The sequence below is a fragment of the Pseudoxanthomonas composti genome, assembly GCF_004122095.1.
Classification (GTDB): Bacteria; Pseudomonadota; Gammaproteobacteria; order Xanthomonadales; family Xanthomonadaceae; genus Pseudoxanthomonas_A; species Pseudoxanthomonas_A composti.
Map to the genome: position 1 here is coordinate 19727 of NZ_SAWZ01000010.1, position 19394 is coordinate 39120.

Annotated in this window: 14 protein-coding genes and 1 riboswitch; of the genes, 13 read left to right on the plus strand and 1 reads right to left on the minus strand. The window is 68.4% G+C overall.

The window, feature by feature from the left end; translation table 11 throughout:
* Positions 1–87 precede the first annotated feature (87 nt).
* The 9 genes from EPA99_RS15810 to EPA99_RS15850 all read left to right on the plus strand — a co-directional run bounded on the left by EPA99_RS15810 (position 88) and on the right by EPA99_RS15850 (position 12906).
* Complete coding sequence (locus EPA99_RS15810; RefSeq protein WP_129472213.1) at positions 88–954, plus strand: glycosyltransferase family 2 protein; 867 nt, start codon at positions 88–90, stop codon at positions 952–954.
* Between the two features lie 262 nt (positions 955–1216).
* Positions 1217–3073, plus strand: coding sequence for a cellulose biosynthesis cyclic di-GMP-binding regulatory protein BcsB (locus EPA99_RS15815; RefSeq protein WP_164978675.1), 1857 nt, complete (start codon positions 1217–1219; stop codon positions 3071–3073).
* Complete coding sequence (locus EPA99_RS15820; RefSeq protein WP_338325400.1) at positions 3070–3972, plus strand: hypothetical protein; 903 nt, start codon at positions 3070–3072, stop codon at positions 3970–3972. The genes EPA99_RS15815 and EPA99_RS15820 overlap by 4 nt, the downstream gene beginning before the upstream one ends.
* Positions 3973–3976: 4 nt before the next feature.
* Positions 3977–5881: a glycosyltransferase family 2 protein gene (locus EPA99_RS15825; protein WP_129472215.1), complete on the plus strand. Its 1905-nt coding sequence runs from the start codon at positions 3977–3979 to the stop codon at positions 5879–5881.
* Positions 5829–7346, plus strand: a complete 1518-nt coding sequence (locus tag EPA99_RS15830) for a hypothetical protein (protein ID WP_129472216.1) — start codon at positions 5829–5831, stop codon at positions 7344–7346. Before EPA99_RS15825 ends, EPA99_RS15830 begins: the two co-directional genes overlap by 53 nt.
* On the plus strand, positions 7328–8323 hold the full coding sequence (locus tag EPA99_RS15835) for a glycoside hydrolase family 113 (RefSeq protein WP_129472217.1): 996 nt from the start codon (positions 7328–7330) through the stop codon (positions 8321–8323). Before EPA99_RS15830 ends, EPA99_RS15835 begins: the two co-directional genes overlap by 19 nt.
* A gap of 22 nt (positions 8324–8345) precedes the next feature.
* Positions 8346–9542, plus strand: coding sequence for a nicotinate phosphoribosyltransferase (pncB, locus tag EPA99_RS15840; protein ID WP_129472218.1), 1197 nt, complete (start codon positions 8346–8348; stop codon positions 9540–9542).
* A 139-nt stretch (positions 9543–9681) separates the two neighbouring features.
* Positions 9682–11439 (plus strand): DUF1800 domain-containing protein, encoded by a 1758-nt coding sequence (locus EPA99_RS15845; protein WP_164978676.1) that lies wholly within the window; start codon positions 9682–9684, stop codon positions 11437–11439.
* Between the two features lie 15 nt (positions 11440–11454).
* Positions 11455–12906, plus strand: coding sequence for a DUF1501 domain-containing protein (locus EPA99_RS15850; RefSeq protein ID WP_129472220.1), 1452 nt, complete (start codon positions 11455–11457; stop codon positions 12904–12906).
* Between the two features lie 391 nt (positions 12907–13297).
* Here the strand turns inward: EPA99_RS15850 and ettA are convergent, their stop codons facing one another.
* Positions 13298–14959, minus strand: a complete 1662-nt coding sequence (gene ettA, locus EPA99_RS15855; RefSeq protein ID WP_129472221.1) for an energy-dependent translational throttle protein EttA — start codon at positions 14957–14959, stop codon at positions 13298–13300.
* 228 nt (positions 14960–15187) lie between these two features.
* Between ettA and EPA99_RS15860 the strand changes: the two genes are divergently transcribed.
* The 4 genes from EPA99_RS15860 to ribD all read left to right on the plus strand — a co-directional run bounded on the left by EPA99_RS15860 (position 15188) and on the right by ribD (position 19026).
* Positions 15188–15700, plus strand: coding sequence for an RcnB family protein (locus EPA99_RS15860; protein ID WP_129472222.1), 513 nt, complete (start codon positions 15188–15190; stop codon positions 15698–15700).
* 270 nt (positions 15701–15970) lie between these two features.
* On the plus strand, positions 15971–17224 hold the full coding sequence (gene glyA / locus EPA99_RS15865; protein ID WP_129472223.1) for a serine hydroxymethyltransferase: 1254 nt from the start codon (positions 15971–15973) through the stop codon (positions 17222–17224).
* A gap of 131 nt (positions 17225–17355) precedes the next feature.
* Positions 17356–17883 (plus strand): transcriptional regulator NrdR, encoded by a 528-nt coding sequence (gene nrdR / locus EPA99_RS15870; RefSeq protein WP_129472224.1) that lies wholly within the window; start codon positions 17356–17358, stop codon positions 17881–17883.
* 60 nt (positions 17884–17943) lie between these two features.
* Positions 17944–19026: a bifunctional diaminohydroxyphosphoribosylaminopyrimidine deaminase/5-amino-6-(5-phosphoribosylamino)uracil reductase RibD gene (gene ribD / locus EPA99_RS15875; RefSeq protein ID WP_129472225.1), complete on the plus strand. Its 1083-nt coding sequence runs from the start codon at positions 17944–17946 to the stop codon at positions 19024–19026.
* 109 nt (positions 19027–19135) lie between these two features.
* Positions 19136–19352, plus strand: a riboswitch (FMN riboswitch).
* Positions 19353–19394: the final 42 nt, after the last annotated feature.

Genomic DNA, 19394 nt, shown 5'->3' on the forward strand with positions numbered 1-19394 from the left:
CTGTGCGCCTTCGCGCCACAGAGACCCGCCCATGCCGCAAGGCAGCCTGCCATGCGCTTCGCGCCCTGCGCCGGGAACGGCCGCACGATGAGTGCGGGCGCAGGGGCGGCGACGCCGCGCGACATCGCGGTGGTGGTGGTGACCTACCAGAGCGCCTCGACCATCGAGGACTGCCTGCGTCGCCTGCGCCTGGCCCAGGGCGTGGGCGAGATCCGCGTGGTCGACAACGACTCGCGCGATGGCACCCTGGAGATCATCCAGCGCCATGCCGCGCGCGACCCGCGCGTGCACTTCATCGCCAATCCCGACAACCCAGGCTTTTCCGTGGCCTGCAACCAGGGCGCGCGCGACAGCACCGCGCCCTGGCTGGCCTTCGTCAATCCCGACCTGCTGGTCCAGGCCGACAGCCTGCGCCGGCTGCAGGACCACGCCCTGGCCCTGGGCGGGGAAGGACTGCTGGGCGTGCACCTGGTCGATGAGGCCGGCGTGGCCGACGGTGCCGCGCGCCGGCGCGACCCGGATTTCGCGGCGATGGTGCGTTACCCCCTGCGCGCACCCAAGCTGGCGGTGGCGCCGGACCCGACGCAGGCGCTGCAGCCGCTGGAGGCGGTCTCCGGGGCGCTGATGCTGGTGCCGCGGTCGCTGTTTCAGCGGGTGGGTGGCTTCGACGAAGGCTACCGTCTGCATGCCGAGGACCTGGACCTGTGCCGCAAGGTGCGCCTGGCGGGCGGGCAGGTGGGCGTGGCCAACGACATTGCCGTGGTCCATCTGCGCGGCGTGTCCAGCCGCTCGCGGCCGTTCTTCGTGGAATGGCACAAGCATCGCGGCCTGTGGCGCTATTTCCGCAAGTTCGAGGCGCCCCGGCGCAGCTGGCTGATGCGCCGGCTGGTGTGGGCGGTGATCTGGCTGCATGCCCTGGCCCAGGTGCCGCGCCTGCTGCGCAGCCTGGCCTGATTCGGGCACAACGTACGTACGATCACGTAACCCGGGGTTGGTGCGGACTCAGGCGTGGCGGTGCCCGGCCGAAGAGGCGGGGGCGATGTACACGGCGGATCAAACCGAATACCGTGGCCGCGGCGTGCCAGCGCCGCTGATCTCCCGGCCCGCAAGGGCTTTTGCCCCCACAGGAATTCAGATGACGTTCTTCCACGGCCTTCGGTCGCGCTTGTTGTTGTGCAGCTTTTTTGCAGCAGTCATCCCGCTCTACGCACAGGACGTGGCCCCAGACGCAACGTCCGGGCCAACACCCTCGGTCGCGGCGCGCACCGAGGTCAGCCGCTCACTGTCCGATCTCGGCTATCGCGAAGGCCTGCAGCAGAGCACGCAGGAGGGCAGCGTGTCCTTCTACCTGCCGGTTCCCCAGGACGTGGAGGTCTCCAACCCCCGCCTCGAACTGTTGTTCACCAGTTCGGCGATGCTGGGGCCGTCGGCCTCGTTGCAGGTCGCGCTCAACGGCACGCCACGGCAGACCGTGGCCCTGGCCGGCGCCATCGGCGAGACCGCACCGCGCTCGCTGGTCCTGCCGCTAAGCCAGGAAGACCTGCGACGCCCTTACCTGGAAGTCCGGGTCCGCGCCAATTTCTCCAGCGATGACACCAAGTGCACCTGGCAGGGTACTGGCCAGGACTTCGTGACCGTGCTGCCGCAAAGTCGCCTGGCCTTCGGCGTGCCGGCCGCCGCGCCGCGCAGTATCCGCGGCTTCCTGACCACGCTCCCGCACCAGGTGCGTATCGCCGTCGCCGCGCCCGCGCCGGGCCCGGAGGAGCTGCGGGCCGGATGGATGCTGGCCAGCACCCTGCAGGCGCACGGCCACCAGGTGGCATTCTCTTCGCTTGCCGAAGGTGGCGATATCGTCATCGGCCCACGCGCGCAGCTGGCCCTCAATGGTGTGACGCTGAGCGACGGCCAGACCATGGCGCTGACCGAGGGCGCCAACGGCACGCAGCTGGCCATCGCCGAGCCGTTCCAGATCGATACCCTGGCCGAGCCGTGGTCGCGTCTGCTCGCCGGTCGTGCGTATGCCCAGTCCGTGGCCGGGCACGCCAAGCCGGTCGGTGGCGATGTCGTGCCGTTGACGCAATTGGGTGCCGACACCAGCGCCCGCCGTTTTTCCGACGCGGCGGAATGGACCTTCAATGTCGATGCGCTGCCCGCCGGCCGCGCGCTGTCCAAGCTGCGCCTGAACCTGATCGTGCCGCCCAGCGACGACCACGCTCTGGTGCTGTACGTGTTCCAGAACAACGCTTTGCGCGGACTGGAGACCATGCCGCAGCGTGGCGGGACGCAGACGGTGACGGTGCCGTTGGTGGAAGGCGGCCCCATCACCTCCGGCCCGGTGCGGGTGGTGCTGATGCGCCAGACCACCACCAGCCTGTGCCACGGTCCGGTGCCCAACGCCTACGCGCAACTGCTGCCGTCCTCCACCCTGGAAACGCGGCCGAACGATGCGGCGGCCGAGACCATCGCCGCCTTCGCCGGCAGCGTGGGCCGTGGTTACAGCGTGCATGTGCCGGCCGTGGCCCTGGCCGAGCCGGCCACCTGGATCGGCACCCTGGCCGGGCTGGGCAAGTCGCTGGATCTGGACCCGCGCACGGCCGTGGTGCAGACCACCGATCAGGCGCCGCAGGCCGATCGTCCCTTCGTGTGGCTGGGCACCGCGCTTCCGGCGGGCTTCAGCGCGCCCATCGCCTTCGACCGCGGGCGCATCCAGGTCAAGGACAGCCAAGGCAACAACCTGCTGGACACCGACACGCTGCCGGACATCACCGCGACCAGCCTGCTGCGCAACGGCAATGCGCGCGGCCTGTGGCTGCGCAAGCTGGGCGAGGGCGTGCCGGTAGCGCCGCCGGAGATGAAGGGTAGCCCTGGCGACCTGATGTTCGGTGATGCCCGCGGCGTGCTGACCTCGCTGGATACGCGCCAGAACGATGTCATGACCGTGGACTATCCGGACTACACCACCTGGTGGGACCGCGCCCTGCAGTACAAGGGCTGGCTGTTCGCCCTGGGCTGGGTGTTGCTGACCGTGCTGGTGGTGCTGGTCGTCCGCAAGCTGCGCAGGAGTCAGGCATGAACAAGTCCGCATCGGGCAACAAGCCCGCGCGCCTGGCGCTGATGGCCGGGATCACCCTGGCGCTGGCCTCGGCCAGCTCCACGGCCTGGGCCGGGGCCTGGGTGCAGGAGCAGGGCCAGTCCCTGTGGATCGCCAAGGTCCTGCATTCGGAAAGCGATGCCTATTTCGACGATTCCCACGACCGTCGGGATTTCCCCGATCGCGGGCGCAGCCGGCAGGACCAGCTGAACCTCTACGTCGAGTACGGGCTCACCGAGAACCTGACCTTCGTCGGCAATTTCTTCGGCAGCAGGTTCAAGTACACCAACGACCGCTCCAGGACCGAGGCCGGCGTGGACGACACCGCGACGGGTCTGAACGACCAGGAGATCGGCCTGCGCTACCGGCTTGACCCCGGCTCGGAAGGGCCCTGGGTCGGCGCCGTGCAGGGCCTGGTGGTGGTGCCGGGCTATGACCGGCCTGCCCGCACCAGTTCCGAGCCGGCCCTCGGGCTGGGCGGTGGCGGCGTGGAGCTGCGCTACAGCGTCGGCCGTGGCTATGCCTTGGGCAGCCGCAGCGGCTATGTGGACATGGGCGCGGCCGTTCGCCTGCGCGGCGGTGGCGCGGCCGACGAGCTGCGCGCGGACATCTCCACTGGCGTCGGACTGTCCCAGCGCTGGATGCTGATCGGCGAGCTCAACCAGATCCAGAGCCTGGGCAATGGCAAGGACGATGGCGCCAACGCCGACACGGTAGGTCGTTTCGTGGCCAACAACTACAGCCTGACCAAGCTGCAGCTGTCGGCCATCGCCAACCTGTCGCAGTCCACCCAGCTGCAGGTCGGCTGGCAGCAGCCGGTCCTGGGCCGCAACACCGGCACCGGTGGCGGCCCCTTCCTGGGGTTCTGGTGGCGCTACTGATCCGATGAGCACGACCGCGCAAACGCCCCTGCTCGGGCGCCGGCCCACCGCCATGGCCGACAAGCCCATCGGGCGCAGCCTGGTGGACGCCGGGCTGTTGACCGAGGAACAACTCGCCACCGCGCTGGGCCTGCAGCGCCGTTGGAACTCGCGTCTGGGCGATGTGTTGATGGCGCATCGCTGGATGAGCGCCTTCGATTTCTACAGCGTGCTGGCGGGGCAGTTCGGGCTGGCCTTCGTCAACCTGCTGCAGGAGCGGCCCGATCCGGCGCTGTTCGACTACCAGCGCCTGAACGATTACTCCCAACGCCTGGTCCTGCCATGGCGGCGCGAGGGAGGGCGCACGGTGCTGGCCGTGGCCGACCCCAGCGAGGACACCTTCCGCTGGGCGCGCGCGGTCTATGGCGAGGACGTGCTGTTCGTCGGCACCTCCAAGTTCGACATCGTCTGGAGCGTGCAGCGCCACGCCGATGATCGCCTGACCGACGACGCACTGAACCTGCTGTCCGGCCACAACCCGGAGATGTCCGCGCGCAAGGTCATCACCGTGCCGCAGGTGCTGTGGCTGTACGGCCTGATCAGCGCGCTGGTGGCGGCCCTGGCCATCTGGCCGCTGCCGACCCTGATCGCCTTCAACGCGCTGGTGTCCTTCGCCTTCATCGCGACCTTCGTGTTGAAGCTGCTGCTGGTCTGGTACGGCGCGCGCCGGCACATCGATATCAAGGTCACCGAGCAGGACGTGGCCGCCCTGCGTGATGAGGACCTGCCGGTCTATACCGTGCTGGTGCCGATGTACAAGGAGCCGGATGTCCTGCCGATCCTGGCCAACGCCCTGCGCCGGCTGGATTACCCGATCTCCAAGCTGGACGTGAAGCTGGTGCTGGAAGCCGGCGATACCGAGACCATCGAGGCGGCCAAGGCGCTGGGCCTGGAGGCGTTCTTCGAGATCATCCGGGTGCCGCCCTCGCAGCCCAAGACCAAGCCCAAGGCCTGCAACTACGCCCTGCGCTTCGCACGCGGCACCTTGCTGACGATCTACGACGCCGAGGACAAGCCCGAGCCGGACCAGCTCAAGCGCGTGGTCGCCGCTTTCCGCAAGTCCGAGGACAACGTGGCCTGCATCCAGGCGCGGCTGAACTACTACAACGCCAACGAGAACTGGCTCACGCGCATGTTCGCGCTGGAGTACACGCTCTGGTTCGATTTCTACCTGCCGGCGCTGGAGCACCTGCGCATCCCGATCCCGCTGGGTGGCACCTCGAACCATTTCCGCCTGGACGTACTGCGCAAGATCCACGCCTGGGATCCGTTCAACGTCACCGAGGACGCCGACCTGGGCGTGCGCCTGATCCAGAACGGCTACCGCGTCAGCGTGGTCAATTCGACCACCTTCGAGGAAGCCAACGTCAGCATCCCGAACTGGATCCGGCAGCGCTCGCGCTGGCTCAAGGGCTACATGCAGACCTGGCTGGTGCACATGCGCAAGCCGCTGCACCTGTACCGGTCCACGGGTTTTCGCGGGTTCTGGGGTTTCCAGTTCTTCATCGGCGGCGGCTTCTTCACCGCGCTGGTGGCGCCGATCCTGTGGGCGCTGTGCATCGTGGTGCTGGCCACCGGCACTCGCGTGGCAGATCCGGTGTTCCCGCCCTCGCTGCTGTACATGAGCCTGTTCAACCTCATCGTCGGCAACGGCTTCTTCATCTACATCACGCTCATCGCCGGCTTCAAGCGCGGCTACGAGCAGCTGGTGCCGTACGCGCTGACGGTGCCGTTCTACTGGGTGCTGCAGTCCATCTCCGCCTACAAGGGCCTGTGGCAGCTGATCCACAATCCGTTCTACTGGGAAAAGACCACGCATGGCATCAGCAAGCACATGGCCGCTGAGCGTCAGGCCGCACTCGACGGCTGAACGCGCGCCGCCGGCCTGGCCGGCGGTGCTGGTGTTCGCGCTGCTGCTGGCCGCGCTGGGCGCGCTGTGCTGGCTCACGCGCATGCACGGCCTGGTCAGCGCCGATGCGCTGGCGATGACCGCCAAGCTCTACGTGTTGCGGGATGCGGCCGGCTTCCGCCTGGAATACCTGGGCTTTGAGTATCCGCAGGCAACGACCTACCTGGGCGCGCTGCTGGCGGCGCTGCCGGGCGTGCACGCCGAGGCGGTGCCCTACGTGCTGGACCTGGTGGCCATCAGCCTGCTCGGCGCCTCGGTCTGGCGGGACATCGCGCATCGTCATGGCGCGGGCTGGGCCAGCCTGCTGGTGCTGCTGCTGTTTGCCCATCCGTACCTATGGTGGGCGGCGACCTCGGGGCAGCAGCAGGGCCTGGGCCTGTTCCTGCTCTATCGCCTGCTGCGCGTGTTCGCCGATGTCGCCGGCAGACCCGAGCCGATGACCTACATGCGCCTGGGCGGTTGGCTGTGCGCACTGCTGTTCGTGGACGAGCGCGGCATGTACATCGTGCTGGCGCTGGCCCCGTGGCTGATCCTAGTGGCGCCGCGCGAGGTGCTGCAGCGCTCGCCGCTGGCGTTCTATCTGGTGACCTACGTGCCGGTGGTCTTCGCCGCGCTGGGGTGGGTCTATCTGAACTGGCTGTTCCTGCGCGACGGCTTCGGCTTCCTGTCCGATCCCGGCTCCAGCTTCCGCGGCGCGTTCTCCGCCTCGGCGTATCTGCCCTGGCTGGAGGACGCCGGCGGCCGCTTCTGGTATCCGGCCGGCGTGACCCTGCTGGCCGGACTGATGACCGTGCCGGTGCTGGTGTTCTCCCTGCTGGTGGCGCGGGCGCGCGACCAGTACGACGGCATCGTCGCAGCCGGCACGGTGATCACCGCCGCGGCGCTGGCGGCCTACTGGCGGTTTGCCGCGCAGCCGGCGGATTTCATCCTGCTGCTGCTGCCGGCCGGCATGCTGGTGATGCGCTCGGTGGCGCGGCCGATGCTGGCCGGGGTCGCGTTCGCGACGCTGCTGGGCATCTGCGGCGGCTGGATGACCCTGGGTTACCGCGCCTCGCCCGCGGTGACCGAGTGGATGGCCGCCCTGGCCCGGCCGGTGGCGCCGACCCTGGAAGAAGAGCGCACGCTGGGCCAGTGGCTGGCGCGCGAGCCGATGCCGACTTTGATCGACGATCGCGCCGCCTTCGCCGTCATCGCCGGGTACGGCAGCGCGCACGAGTTGATCCTGCCGTTCTCCCAGCGCTTCAAGCTCGCCCTGTTGAGCCCGGCGCGCACCCCGCCGCAGATCGTGGTCGCCGATCCGCGCTCGGAAGCCGGCAGCCGCGACGCGGTCAGCCTGCGTTTCCCTGGCCTGTGGGAGCACGGCCGTCCGGGCTACTTCCTCGTCCACGAACAAGGGCCTTACCGGGTATGGCGACGCGCGCCCTGACCGCCGGATTGCTGTGGCTGTTGTTGCTGGCGCTGCCATCGGGATGCAGCTCGAAGGAGGGCTTCGTGCTGGGCGCCAACGTCAAGGTCTCGCCCGATGCGGCGTGGGGCAGCGAGCCTGCGGCACGCTCGCTGCAGCAACTGGCACGGGCCGGCGCCACCCAGGCGCTGCTGGTGGCCTTCGTCTGGCAGGCCGATCCGCACAGCAGCGATCCCGTGCTGGGCAGCGACAGCACGCCTGAGCTGGTCCGCGCGGGCCTGCGGCAGATGCGCGCCGCCGGCCTGGAGCCGGTGCTGAAGATCCACCTGTGGATTCCCGGCCACTGGGCCGGCGATGCCGACCCCGGCGATCGCACCGCCTGGTTCGCCGCCTATCAGCGCTGCGTGCAGCAGCTGGCGCAGGTCGCGGTGGAGGAGGGCGTGCAGACCCTGGTGCTGGCCACCGAGCTGCGCCGCCTGCAGGGCCAGCCTCAATGGCCGGGCCTGGTGCGGGCGATCCGCGCGCAGTTCAAGGGCAAGCTGCTGTACGTGGCCGATGGCATCGATCACGCCAGGACCTTCCGCTACTGGTCGCTGTTTGATGCCGTGGCACTGAGCCTGTATCCGGTGCTGCCCGAGGACAGCCGCAGCCGCGACGCGCGGATGCAGGAGATCGCCGCCGAGCTGGCGGAACTGGGCAAGCGGGTGCAGCGCCCGGTGTGGATCGCCGAGCTGGGCCTGCGCTCGGCCCGTGGCAGCCTGCGCCGCCCCTGGGAAAGCCCAGAGCAGCGCACCGCGCCGGTGGACCTGGCCCTGCAGGCCGAGGTGCTGCAGCGCTGGCGCCAGGTCCTGGAGCAGCAGCCCGGCATCACCGGGTTGGCCATCTGGTGCTGGTACACCGACCCACGGGCGGGCGGCCCGCGCGACAGCGACTTCACCCCGCAGAACAAGCCCGCCCAGGCGGTGTTCGCCAGGGCCGGCCGTAACGAGGCGCAATAGCCGCGCGGCGCATAATGGCCGCATGGTCATTCCCTCGCTGCTCGATACCGATCTCTACAAGTTCACGATGATGCAGGCCGTGCTGCATCAATACCCGGCCGCACAGGTGCAGTACCGCTTCAAGTGCCGCACGCCGGGCATCGACCTGGCCGTGCACCTGCCGCGCATCTCCGAGGAGATCGATGCGCTGTGCACGCTGCGCTTTGCGCCGGAGGAGCTGGACTACCTGCGCGGGCTGCGCTTCATCAAGCCGGACTTCGTCGACTTCCTCGGTCTGTTCCACTTCGATCGCAAGTACGTGCGCCTGCGCGCCTCGCGCGCGGTACCCGGCGAGATCGAGCTGGAGATCGAAGGCCCCTGGCTGCACACCATCCTGTTCGAGGTGCCGCTGCTGGCCATCGTCAACGAGGTGTACTTCCAGGCGCTGGGGCAGGGCGATCTGGTCGATGGCGAGCGCCGCCTGCGCCAGAAGCTGGACACGCTCAAGGCCCTGCCCGAGGCCGAGGGCTGCGCGATCGCCGACTACGGCACGCGCCGCCGCTACTCGCGGCACTGGCACGGACACCTGCTGCCGCTGCTGCAGCAGGGCTTGGGCAGGCAGTTCGTCGGCACCAGCAACGTGCATTTCGCGCGCCAGTACGGCATGACCCCGCTGGGCACGATGGCGCACGAGTGGCTGCAGGCCTTCCAGGCGCTGGGCCCGCGCCTGCGCGATTCGCAGGCCGCCGCGCTGGAGGCCTGGGCGCGCGAGTATCGCGGCGACCTGGGCATCGCGCTCAGCGACGTCGTCGGCACAGACGCCTTCCTGCGCGACTACGACATGTACTTCTGCAAGCTGTTCGACGGCCTGCGCCACGACTCGGGCGACCCCTTCCACTGGGGCGAGCGGATGCTGGCGCATCTGCAGGCCAACCGCACCGATCCGCGCGCCAAGACCCTGGTCTTCAGCGATGGCCTGGACGTGGACCGGATCGAACGCCTGTACGCCCATTTCCGTGGACGCTGCAAACTCGCCTTTGGCATCGGCACCAACCTGACCAACGACGTGGGTCCCAAGCCGCTCAACATCGTGATCAAGATGACCCGCTGCAATGGCCAGCCAGTGGCCAAGCTGTCGGACACGCCGGGCAAGAGCATGTGCGACGACCCGGGCTATGTGCAGTATCTGCGGCAGGTCTTCGGCCTGCCGGCGGACGACCAGGCGCGTAGTCACGCCTGAGCGAGCCTGCTGAACAGGCGTTGCAATGTGACGCCACCCGGGAAAACGTGTCGTCCGTGTCGCAGCCTGGCGCCGGAATTGTCACCCGCTGTTAACATCGTGGCCGGGGGATCCTGGCTGTGCTTCGATGGAGTCGGTGATGACGCATGCACGTGCAGGCGCCACGGTGGGTCTGCTGTTCCTGTTGGCCGCGTGCGGCGGCGGTGGCGGTGGCGAGAGCGCCATTGGCTCGGCTGCGCCCGGGGGCACCCCACCGGCACCGGCCCCCGCGCCGGCCCCCGCACCTGCGCCCACTCCCACCCCTTCGGACAAGCCGGCCACCGATGCCGAGGCCGCGCGCTTCCTGGCACAGGCCACCTTTGGCCCCACCACCGAGTCCATCGCCCGGGTCAAGGCCATCGGCTACCGCGCCTGGCTCGACGAGCAGATGGACACCAGCCGCACGCCGGTGACCCTGGTGGAGCCGCACATCCTGTCCATCCCGGTGGCCTCGCTCAGCTACGCCGAGCGCCGCAACTACTGGCTCTGGCAGACCGTGGTGGGCAAGGATCAGCTGCGCATGCGCATGGGCATGGCCCTGAGCGAGATCTTCGTGGTCTCCGATCGCGACTACAACACGGCCAACTTCGGCCGCATCAGCAATTACCAGGACATGCTGGCCAGCAGCGCCTTCGGCACCTACCGCGAGGCGATCGAGAAGGTCACCCGGCACCCGTCGATGGGGCTGTACCTGAGCCACCTGGCCAATCAGAAGGCGGTCAGCTATCGCAACGGGCAGGGCGTGACCATCAACGTGGTACCCGATGAGAACTACGCGCGCGAGCTGATGCAGCTGTTCTCCATCGGCCTGTTCGAGCGCAACCCGGACTTCAGCCTCAAGACCGATGCGGCCGGCCAACCCATCCCGACCTACGACCAGGCGGTGGTCAGCGCCATGGCCCGTGTGCTGACCGGCTGGACCTGGTACGGCAACACCGAGAGCAACTACTGGAAGTGGGGCGCGGACAACGAGGCGCGGCCCATGACCTGCGTGCCGCGCTACCATGACGACCAGCCCAAGGCGATCTTTCGCGGCGTGGTCATCAACGAGGGCAACGACTGCAGCAAGAGCCTGGCCAGGATGCTGGACGCGCTGTCGGCCCATCCCAACACCGCGCCCTTCATCAGCCGGCAGCTGATCCAGCGCTTCGTCACCAGCAATCCCAGCCCGGCCTACATCGCCCGGGTCAGCGATGCCTGGGACAAGAGCGGCGGCAACCTGGGCAGCGTGATCAAGGCGATCCTGCTGGATACCGAGGCGCGCACGCCACCGGCGGCCGACAACGCCACCTATGGAAAGGCGCGCGAGCCGCTGGTCCAGCTGGCCACGCTCTGGCGCGCCTTCGATGCCAAGTACGTGCCGCGCAGCGATGGCCAGTACTACTTCAACTTCAACGCCGCCTGGGATTTTTCCACCTCGCTGGCGCAGGATTCGCTGCGCTCGCCGTCGGTCTTCAACTTCTTCGAGCCGGACTACCGGCTGCAGGCCAGCGGCGGTGCGCAGGGCATTTATGCGCCGGAGTTCCAGCTCTACAACGAGGCGACCTTCGTCAGCATCTTCAACCAGCTCTGCGACGCCGGCTGCAACAACTTCAAGGCCGATGCGCCCACGGCCAACACCGGTGCGCCGGTGCTGGACATCAAGCCGCTGCTGGCGCTGGCCGAGGCCGGCAACCACGCCGCCATGGTCGATGCCATCGCGCCGCTGTTGTTCAGCAATGGCGCTTCTACCGAAACGCGCGCGGCGCTGGTCAAGTTGATGGACGACCTCAAGGCGCAGGGCCGCAACAGCGACGAGCGCGTGCGTTCGCTGGTGCAGCTGGCGCTGGCCTCGCCCGATTTCGTCATCCAGCGCTGAGTGCGGGGACAGGACATGAACGAGTTTCGTAACGATCGCCGCGAATTCCTGCGCAAGATGCAGCTGGCCCTGGCCGGGGGCGCCATCGCCGCCACCGTGCCGCAGCTGGAGCTGGTGGGCCGCGCCCTGGCGCAATCGGCGCCGGCGGGCAACTACCGCGCGCTGGTGTGCATCTTCCTGTTGGGCGGCAACGACTCGTTCAACCTGCTGGTCCCGCATGCTCAGAGCGAGCATGAGGTGTACCTGCGCAGCCGCGGCGGCGTGTACGACGCCAGCAGCAACGGCCAGGGCCTGGGCATCGCCCGCGATGCGCTGCTGCCGGTGACCGACACGGCCAACAAGACCTGGGGCCTGCATCCGGCCTGCCCGGAGATGAAGACGCTGTTCGATGCGGGCGAGCTGGCCTTCATGGCCAACGTCGGCACGCTGGTGCAGCCGATCACAAAGGCCGAGTACGTGGCGCGCAGCAAGCGCGTGCCGGCCAGCCTGTTCTCGCACAACGACCAGCAGCGGCTGTGGATGCGCGGGGAATCCGAGCGGCCCAGCGCCAGCACCGGATGGGGCGGCACTTTGGCCGACCGCCTGCGCAGCGCCAACAGCGCCGGGCTGACGCAGCTGCCGCCGACCATCTCGGTCAGCGGCAACAACCTGTTCCAGAACGGCACCTCGACCACGCCCTACGTCATGGCCAGCAGCGGCCCGGCGGCGCTGCGCAACTTCGAGAACGTCAACAACACCGCCGATCGCACCCGGCGCGAGGCGCTGGCGGCGATGATGGCGCGCAGCTACACGCCGCTGATGGCCGACCAGTACTCGATGCTGGGCGAGAGCGCGATGTACCTCAGCAGCCGCCTGCGCACGGCGCTGGACCCGGCCAACGGTGGCGACATCGCCACGGTGTTTCCGGCCAGCAACAACCTCGGCGCGCAGCTGCGCATGATCGCGCGCTCGATCAAGGCCAGCCGCACCAGCGCGATCAACCACAGCCGGCAGATCTACTTCGCCAGCATGGGCGGCTTCGATACGCACGACAGCCAGATGTCGGCCAATGGGCAGCCGCGCCTGCTGGCCCAGGTCAGCGCCGCGCTGGGCGCGTTCCGCACGGCACTGGCCGAGATCGGCGCGCTGAACGACACGGTGACCTTCTCGATGAGCGACTTCGGCCGCACGCTCAACAGCAACGGTAATGGCACCGACCACGCCTGGGGCGGCGTGCAGTTCATGATGGGCGGGGCGGCCGCCAATGGCGGTCCGCTGCAGGGCCGCCGCGTGCACGGCAGCTATCCGCTGCTGGAACTGGACGGCGACCAGGCCATCGACCGCGGGCGCATCATCCCGACCACCTCGACCAACCAGTTCGGCGCGACCTTCGCGCGCTGGATGGGCGTGGGCAATGCCGACCTGCCGACGATCTTTCCCGGCCTGGGCAATTTCCCGCAGCAGACCCTGGGCTTCCTCGGCACCTGATCTCCGCAAGCATCCGTGGGAGCGGCTTCAGCCGCGAATGGGCTGTCCCAGTAAAGCCGCTTCTCGGTAAAGCCCCTTCGCGGCTGAAGCCGCTCCCACAGGGCGAACGTGCGCGCGGCTCGATCTCAGCGAGGAAGGGTTGCTCGAAGTGCCCGCAAGGTCGGGCCAAAGCCCTGACACGGCCAAAGCCGATGCGGCCCGACAAGACGCCGCCGTTTTGGAGCGCCAAGCCACTTGCGCAAATGAAATTCCGCGCAAAAAGAAGCCCCGCGAACGGGGCTTCTTTTCAGGCTGAATCTGGCGGGGAAGCTGCGGAGCCACGCGTCACCCGCTCACTCCTCACTCCTCCCCGCTCACTCCTGCCTCAAGCACTCCTGCCTCACCCGCCGCCTTACTTCAGCGCCTTGTACCGCAGGCGCTTCGGGCCGGCGTCATCGCCCAGGCGGCGCTTCTTGTCTTCCTCGTACTCGCGGTAGTTGCCCTGGAAGAACTCCACGTGCGAGTCGCCCTCGAAGGCCAGGATGTGCGTGGCGATGCGGTCCAGGAACCAGCGGTCATGGCTGATGACGAAGGTGTTGCCCGGGAACTCCAGCAGCGCGTCTTCCAGCGCACGCAGGGTCTCGATGTCCAGGTCGTTGGACGGTTCGTCCAGCAGCAGCACGTTGCCGCCCTGCAGCAGGGTCTTGGCCATGTGCAGGCGGCCGCGCTCACCACCGGACAGCGAGCCCACCAGCTTCTGCTGGTCCTGGCCCTTGAAGTTGAAGCGGCCGATGTAGGCGCGCGACTGGATCTCGATGCCGTTGATGTTGAGGATGTCCAGGCCGCCGGAGATTTCCTGGAACACGTTGTGGTTGCCCTCCAGCGCGTCGCGGCTCTGGTCCACGTAGGACAGCTGCACGGTCGGGCCGACCACGATCTCGCCCGAGTCCGGCTTTTCCTTGCCGGTGATCATCTTGAACAGCGTCGACTTGCCGGCGCCGTTGGGGCCGATGATGCCGACGATGGCGCCGGCCGGCACCAGGAAGCTCAGGTTCTCGAACAGCACGCGGTCGCCGAAGGTCTTGGTGACGTTCTTGAACTCCATCACCGCATTGCCCAGGCGCTCGCCCGGCGGGATGAAGATTTCATTGGTCTCGTTGCGCTTCTGGTAGTCGACCGACTGCAGCTCTTCCAGCCGGGCCAGGCGCGCCTTGCCCTTGGTGCGGCCGCCCTTGGCGTTCTGGCGCGACCACTCCAGCTCCTTCTGGATCGCCTTCTGGCGTGCCTTCTCCTGGTTGTCTTCCTGCTTGAGGCGCTCGTCCTTCTGGGTCAGCCACTCGGTGTAGTTGCCCTTCCACGGGATGCCGCGGCCGCGGTCCAGTTCCAGGATCCACTCGGCGGCGTTGTCCAGGAAGTAGCGATCATGGGTCACGGCCACCACGGTGCCGGTGTAGCGCGCCAGGAACTGCTCCAGCCACTCCACCGATTCGGCGTCCAGGTGGTTGGTCGGTTCGTCCAGCAGCAGCATGTCCGGCTTCTGCAGCAGCAGGCGGCACAGCGCCACCCGGCGCTTCTCACCGCCGGAGAGCTTGCCGACGATGGCGTCCCACGGCGGCAGGCGCAGCGCATCGGCAGCGATGTCCAGCTGCTGCTCCAGCGTGCTGGCATCGCCGGCGGCCAGGATGGCCTCCAGGCGTTCCTGCTCCTTGGCCAGCGCGTCGAAATCGGCGCCTTCCTCGGCATAGGCCGCGTACACCGCGTCCAGGGCAGCCTGGGCCTGCAGCACCTCGCCTACGCCTTCCTCCACCGCCTGGCGCACGGTGTGCTCCGGGTTCAGTTCCGGCTCCTGGGCCAGGTAGCCAACCTTGATGCCGGGCTGCGGACGGGCCTCGCCTTCGAAGTCGTTGTCCACGCCGGCCATGATCTTCAGCACCGTGGACTTGCCGGCGCCGTTCAGGCCCAGCAGGCCGATCTTGGCGCCCGGATAAAAGCTCAGCGAGATGTCCTTGATGATCTGCCGCTTGGGCGGGACCACCTTGGACACGCGGTTCATGGTGTAGATGTATTGCGACATGGGAGCTCCGGCAGTGCGCAGAACCGGCGCCCGTTCCGTTGCGGAGCGGGCGGCAGTCGGTGTTGGGAATGAGGCGATTATAGCGGCTCGCCCCCGCCAGCCCGAATGGCCCGGCTGGCTGGGAAATTAACGTCGCCGCCCTGGCGCGTGGGGGAAGCGGTTCCAGCGGGCACGCGTTCAGCCGCTGCGGACGATAACGCCACTGTGTCAACCTGTGACGGAGCTGCAATGAAATCCTTCTTCCTGAGTGTGCTGGCGGTCCCGCTGATGGCCATGGGCCTGGCCGCGGCTCCGCTTTCGGCCTCGGCCCATGACGGCGACCGCCGGCATGACCGCCACGAGCGCCACGAACGTCATGGCCGAGATGATCGGCGGGACGATCGCCGCTGGCATGACGACCGACGCTACAGCGACCGCGGCCGCTACCACGGCGATGGCCGGGGCGACTGGGGTTACCGCCACGACCGCCGTCCGCCGCCGCGCGTCTATTACCCGGCACCGCCGCCGCGGGTCGTCTACCACCATGCGCCGCCGCCGCGGGTGGTCTACCGCCCCTACGGCTACTCCCGCTGCCGCTACGTGCGCGACTACTACCGCGGCCCGACCGTGGTGGTGCGCGACTACGGCCGCTACCACGTGCGCCGGCCGCCCCCGGGCTACCACTGGGTGCGCGACGACCGCGGCAACATGCTGATGGTCGCCATCGCCAGCGGCATCATCGCCGACCTGCTCCTGCGCTGAGCCCAGGGGCCTGGTGGAGAGGTGCAGCGGGCCGCCAGCGTGCGGCCCGCTGCCGTTTTGGCGCCGCCGATGGACTGCCCGGTGCGCATCCGGGCCGTGGCGGCGGGGCGGGCGATAGGCTGGTGCGAAGCGGGAATCGCACCAGCGGCGGTCCGATCCGCCGCTGGGGCGCGGGGGAGGCGAGCGCGCATTGCGCCAAATTGGTCTTTAACCCCCTGTCCGGCTTACAATTTTGCCCCCTCATCGCCCGCTTCACGCCCCGGAGACCCGATGTTCCCGCGCGACGTCCGCATCGAAAGCTACGACCCCGAACTGGCCCAGGCCATCGCCAACGAAGTCCGTCGCCAGGAGGACCACGTCGAGCTGATCGCCAGCGAGAACTACACCAGCCCGGCGGTGATGGAGGCCCAGGGCAGCCAGCTGACCAACAAGTACGCCGAGGGTTATCCCGGCAAGCGCTATTACGGCGGCTGCGAATACGTCGATGTCGCCGAGCAGTTGGCGATCGACCGGCTCAAGCAACTGTTCGACGTGGACTACGCCAACGTGCAGCCGCACAGCGGTTCGCAGGCCAACCAGGCCGTGTACTTCGCGCTGCTGCAGCCGGGCGACACCATCCTGGGCATGTCGCTGGCCCACGGCGGCCACCTGACCCACGGCGCCAAGGTCAATGCCTCGGGCAAGCTGTTCAACGCCGTGCAGTACGGCGTCAACGACGCCGGCCTGATCGACTACGACGAAGTCGAGCGCCTGGCCGTGGAGCACAAGCCGAAGATGGTCGTGGCTGGTTTTTCCGCGTACTCGCAGAAGATCGACTGGGCGCGCTTCCGCGCCATCGCCGACAAGGTCGGCGCCTACCTGTTCGTGGACATGGCCCACGTGGCCGGCCTGGTCGCGGCCGGCGTCTACCCGAGCCCGGTGAAGCATGCCCACGTGGTCACCTCGACCACCCACAAGACCCTGCGCGGTCCGCGCGGCGGCATCATCATCGCCAAGGGCGCCAGCGAAGAGCTGACCAAGAAGCTGCAGTCGATCGTGTTCCCCGGCATCCAGGGCGGTCCGCTGATGCACGTCATCGCAGCCAAGGCCGTGGCTTTCAAGGAGGCGCTGGAGCCTGGCTTCAAGACCTACCAGCAGCAGGTGGTCGCCAATGCCCAGGCCATGGCCAATACCCTGATCGAGCGCGGCTACAAGATCGTCTCCGGCGGCACCGAGAACCACCTGATGCTGGTGGACATGATCGGCAAGGAGGTGTCCGGCAAGGACGCGGAGGCCGCGCTGGGCAAGGCCCACATCACCGTCAACAAGAACTCGGTGCCGGGCGACCCGCGCTCGCCGTTCGTGACCTCGGGCCTGCGTCTGGGCACCCCGGCCATCACCACCCGCGGCTACCGGGAAGCGGACACCATCGAGCTGGCCAACTGGATCGCCGACGTGCTCGACGCCCCGGCCGACGAGGCGGTGATCGCCCACGTGCGCGAGGCGGTGACGGCGCAGTGCCGGAAGTTCCCGGTGTACGGCTGAGAGCGAGGAACGAGTGAAGAGGAACGAGAAACGAGTGGAAAGCCGTGCCGCATGTACGCTTGTGCATTCGGCCCGGGCCGTTGTCTTTGCTCTAACTCGTTCCTCGTTCCTGCATACTCGTTCCTAGCCCCATGCATTGCCCCTTCTGCCAGAGCAGCGATACCCGCGTGATCGATTCGCGCGTGTCCGAGGATGGCGCGACCATCCGCCGGCGTCGCGAGTGCGAGGCCTGCGGGGAGCGTTTCAGCACGCTGGAGACGATCGAGCTCAAGCTGCCGGCGGTCATCAAGTCCGATGGCCGCCGCGACCAGTTCGATGCCCGCAAGCTGCGACAGAGTTTCGACCGCGCTTTGCACAAGCGCGCGGTGTCGGAGGAGCAGATCGAGGCGGCGGTGCGTGCGGTGATCCAGCAGCTGCGCCGCACCACCGAGCGCGAATTGCCTTCGCGCCGGGTCGGCGAGTTCGTCATGGCCGAGCTGCGCAAGCTGGATCACGTGGCCTTCGTGCGCTACGCCTCGGTGTATCGCAGCTTCGAGGACGTGGCCGATTTCCGCGAGGAGCTGGACCGGCTGGAGCGCGACCTGCCGGGCGAGGACCAGCTGCCGCTGCTCGATACGGGCGTGGTGCCCTTCGACAAGACCGAGCGCAAGAAGCGCTGAGGCCGTGGGCGGTGTGAGGCCAATGCCATGGCGCGCCAAGCCTGCCGGCAGGTGCGGGCGATGAGCGAGTTCTCTGTCGAAGACCACCGCTGGATGGGGCGCGCGCTGCAGCTGGCCAAACGCGCCGCCTACACCGCACGGCCCAACCCGATGGTCGGCTGCGTGCTGGTGCGCGAGGGCCAGGTGGTCGGTGAAGGCTTTCACGTGCGCACCGGCGAAGGCCACGCCGAGGTCAACGCGTTGCGCCAGGCCGGTGGCCAAGCGCGCGGCGCCACCGCCTACGTCACCCTGGAGCCGTGCGCGCACTACGGCCGCACGCCGCCGTGCACGCTGGCGCTGATCGAAGCGGGCGTCAGCGAGGTGGTGGGGGCCATGCGCGACCCCTTCCCCAAGGTCGATGGCGGCGGCTTCGACCTGCTGCGGGCGGCCGGGATCCAGGTGCGCAGCGGCCTTTTGGAGCCGCAGGCACGCGAGCTCAATCGTGGCTTTCTCTTGCGCTTCGAGCACGGCAGGCCGTGGGTGCGGGTCAAGCTGGGTTGCAGCCTGGACGGACGCACCGCCCTGGCCAGCGGCGAATCCAAGTGGATCACCAGCGCTGCCGCGCGCGCGGACGTGCAGCGCTGGCGCGCGCGCAGCGGCGCCATCCTCACCGGCGCTGGCACCGTGCTGGCGGACGACCCTGCGCTGACGGTGCGGCTGGGGGACGACACGCCGTTCCAGCCGCCCCTGCGTGTGGTGCTGGATGCGCGCCTGACCTCGCTGGGCCAGGCCAAGGTGCGCGATGCCAGTGCGCCCACGCTGTATCTGCACGCCGAAGGCGCCAGCACCCAGCATGAGGTGGAACGCGAAGCCATCGCGGCGATCGACGGCAGGCTGGACCTGCACGCGGCCCTGCAGGTGCTGGCGCAACGCCAGGTCAACGAGATCCAGGTCGAAGCCGGGGCGCGCCTGAGTGGTGCCCTGCTCAAGGCAGGCCTGGTCGATGAGCTGCTGCTGTACATGGCCCCGGTGCTGCTGGGTGATGACGGGCGTGGCCTGTTCGGCGGCCTGGGCATCACCCAGATGCAGCAGCGTCACGCGCTCAAGTTGGTGGACACGCGTCAGGTGGGACCGGATCTGCGGCTGTTGCTGCGGTCGATGTGAATAAGCCGCACCCGCCAGGGAGACCTGGTAGAACGCATCAATCCGATGCGCGGCCCGGCCGGGTTCGCAAGCGCTGGTAGAATGCCTAGGCCGGTCCTCCGGCATCCATGAACGTCTTCAGGGCGGGGTGAGATTCCCCACCGGCGGTAGATGCGCTGATCGCGCATGAGCCCGCGAGCGCTGGGTCGGCAATGGTGGTTCGCTTGCGCCACATGGCGGGTGCGAACCGCTCAGCGCCAGCCCAGGTCAGCAGATCCGGTCCGACGCCGGAGCCGACGGTTGGCAACTCCCGAGCTGCCAGAAAGTCCGGATGAAAGAAGACGACCCCCAACGCGGCCAGCGATGGCCGCGTGTGGGTCATTGCCTTG

Coding starts and splice junctions, on each gene's coding strand:
- EPA99_RS15810 (WP_129472213.1), top strand. CDS start 88: ATGAGTGCGGGCGCAGGGGCGGCGACGCCGCGCGACATCGCGGTGGTG.
- EPA99_RS15820 (WP_338325400.1), top strand. CDS start 3,070: ATGAACAAGTCCGCATCGGGCAACAAGCCCGCGCGCCTGGCGCTGATG.
- EPA99_RS15825 (WP_129472215.1), top strand. CDS start 3,977: ATGAGCACGACCGCGCAAACGCCCCTGCTCGGGCGCCGGCCCACCGCC.
- EPA99_RS15830 (WP_129472216.1), top strand. CDS start 5,829: ATGGCATCAGCAAGCACATGGCCGCTGAGCGTCAGGCCGCACTCGACG.
- EPA99_RS15835 (WP_129472217.1), top strand. CDS start 7,328: ATGGCGACGCGCGCCCTGACCGCCGGATTGCTGTGGCTGTTGTTGCTG.
- pncB (WP_129472218.1), top strand. CDS start 8,346: ATGGTCATTCCCTCGCTGCTCGATACCGATCTCTACAAGTTCACGATG.
- EPA99_RS15845 (WP_164978676.1), top strand. CDS start 9,682: ATGACGCATGCACGTGCAGGCGCCACGGTGGGTCTGCTGTTCCTGTTG.
- EPA99_RS15850 (WP_129472220.1), top strand. CDS start 11,455: ATGAACGAGTTTCGTAACGATCGCCGCGAATTCCTGCGCAAGATGCAG.
- ettA (WP_129472221.1), bottom strand. CDS start 14,959: ATGTCGCAATACATCTACACCATGAACCGCGTGTCCAAGGTGGTCCCG.
- EPA99_RS15860 (WP_129472222.1), top strand. CDS start 15,188: ATGAAATCCTTCTTCCTGAGTGTGCTGGCGGTCCCGCTGATGGCCATG.
- glyA (WP_129472223.1), top strand. CDS start 15,971: ATGTTCCCGCGCGACGTCCGCATCGAAAGCTACGACCCCGAACTGGCC.
- nrdR (WP_129472224.1), top strand. CDS start 17,356: ATGCATTGCCCCTTCTGCCAGAGCAGCGATACCCGCGTGATCGATTCG.
- ribD (WP_129472225.1), top strand. CDS start 17,944: ATGAGCGAGTTCTCTGTCGAAGACCACCGCTGGATGGGGCGCGCGCTG.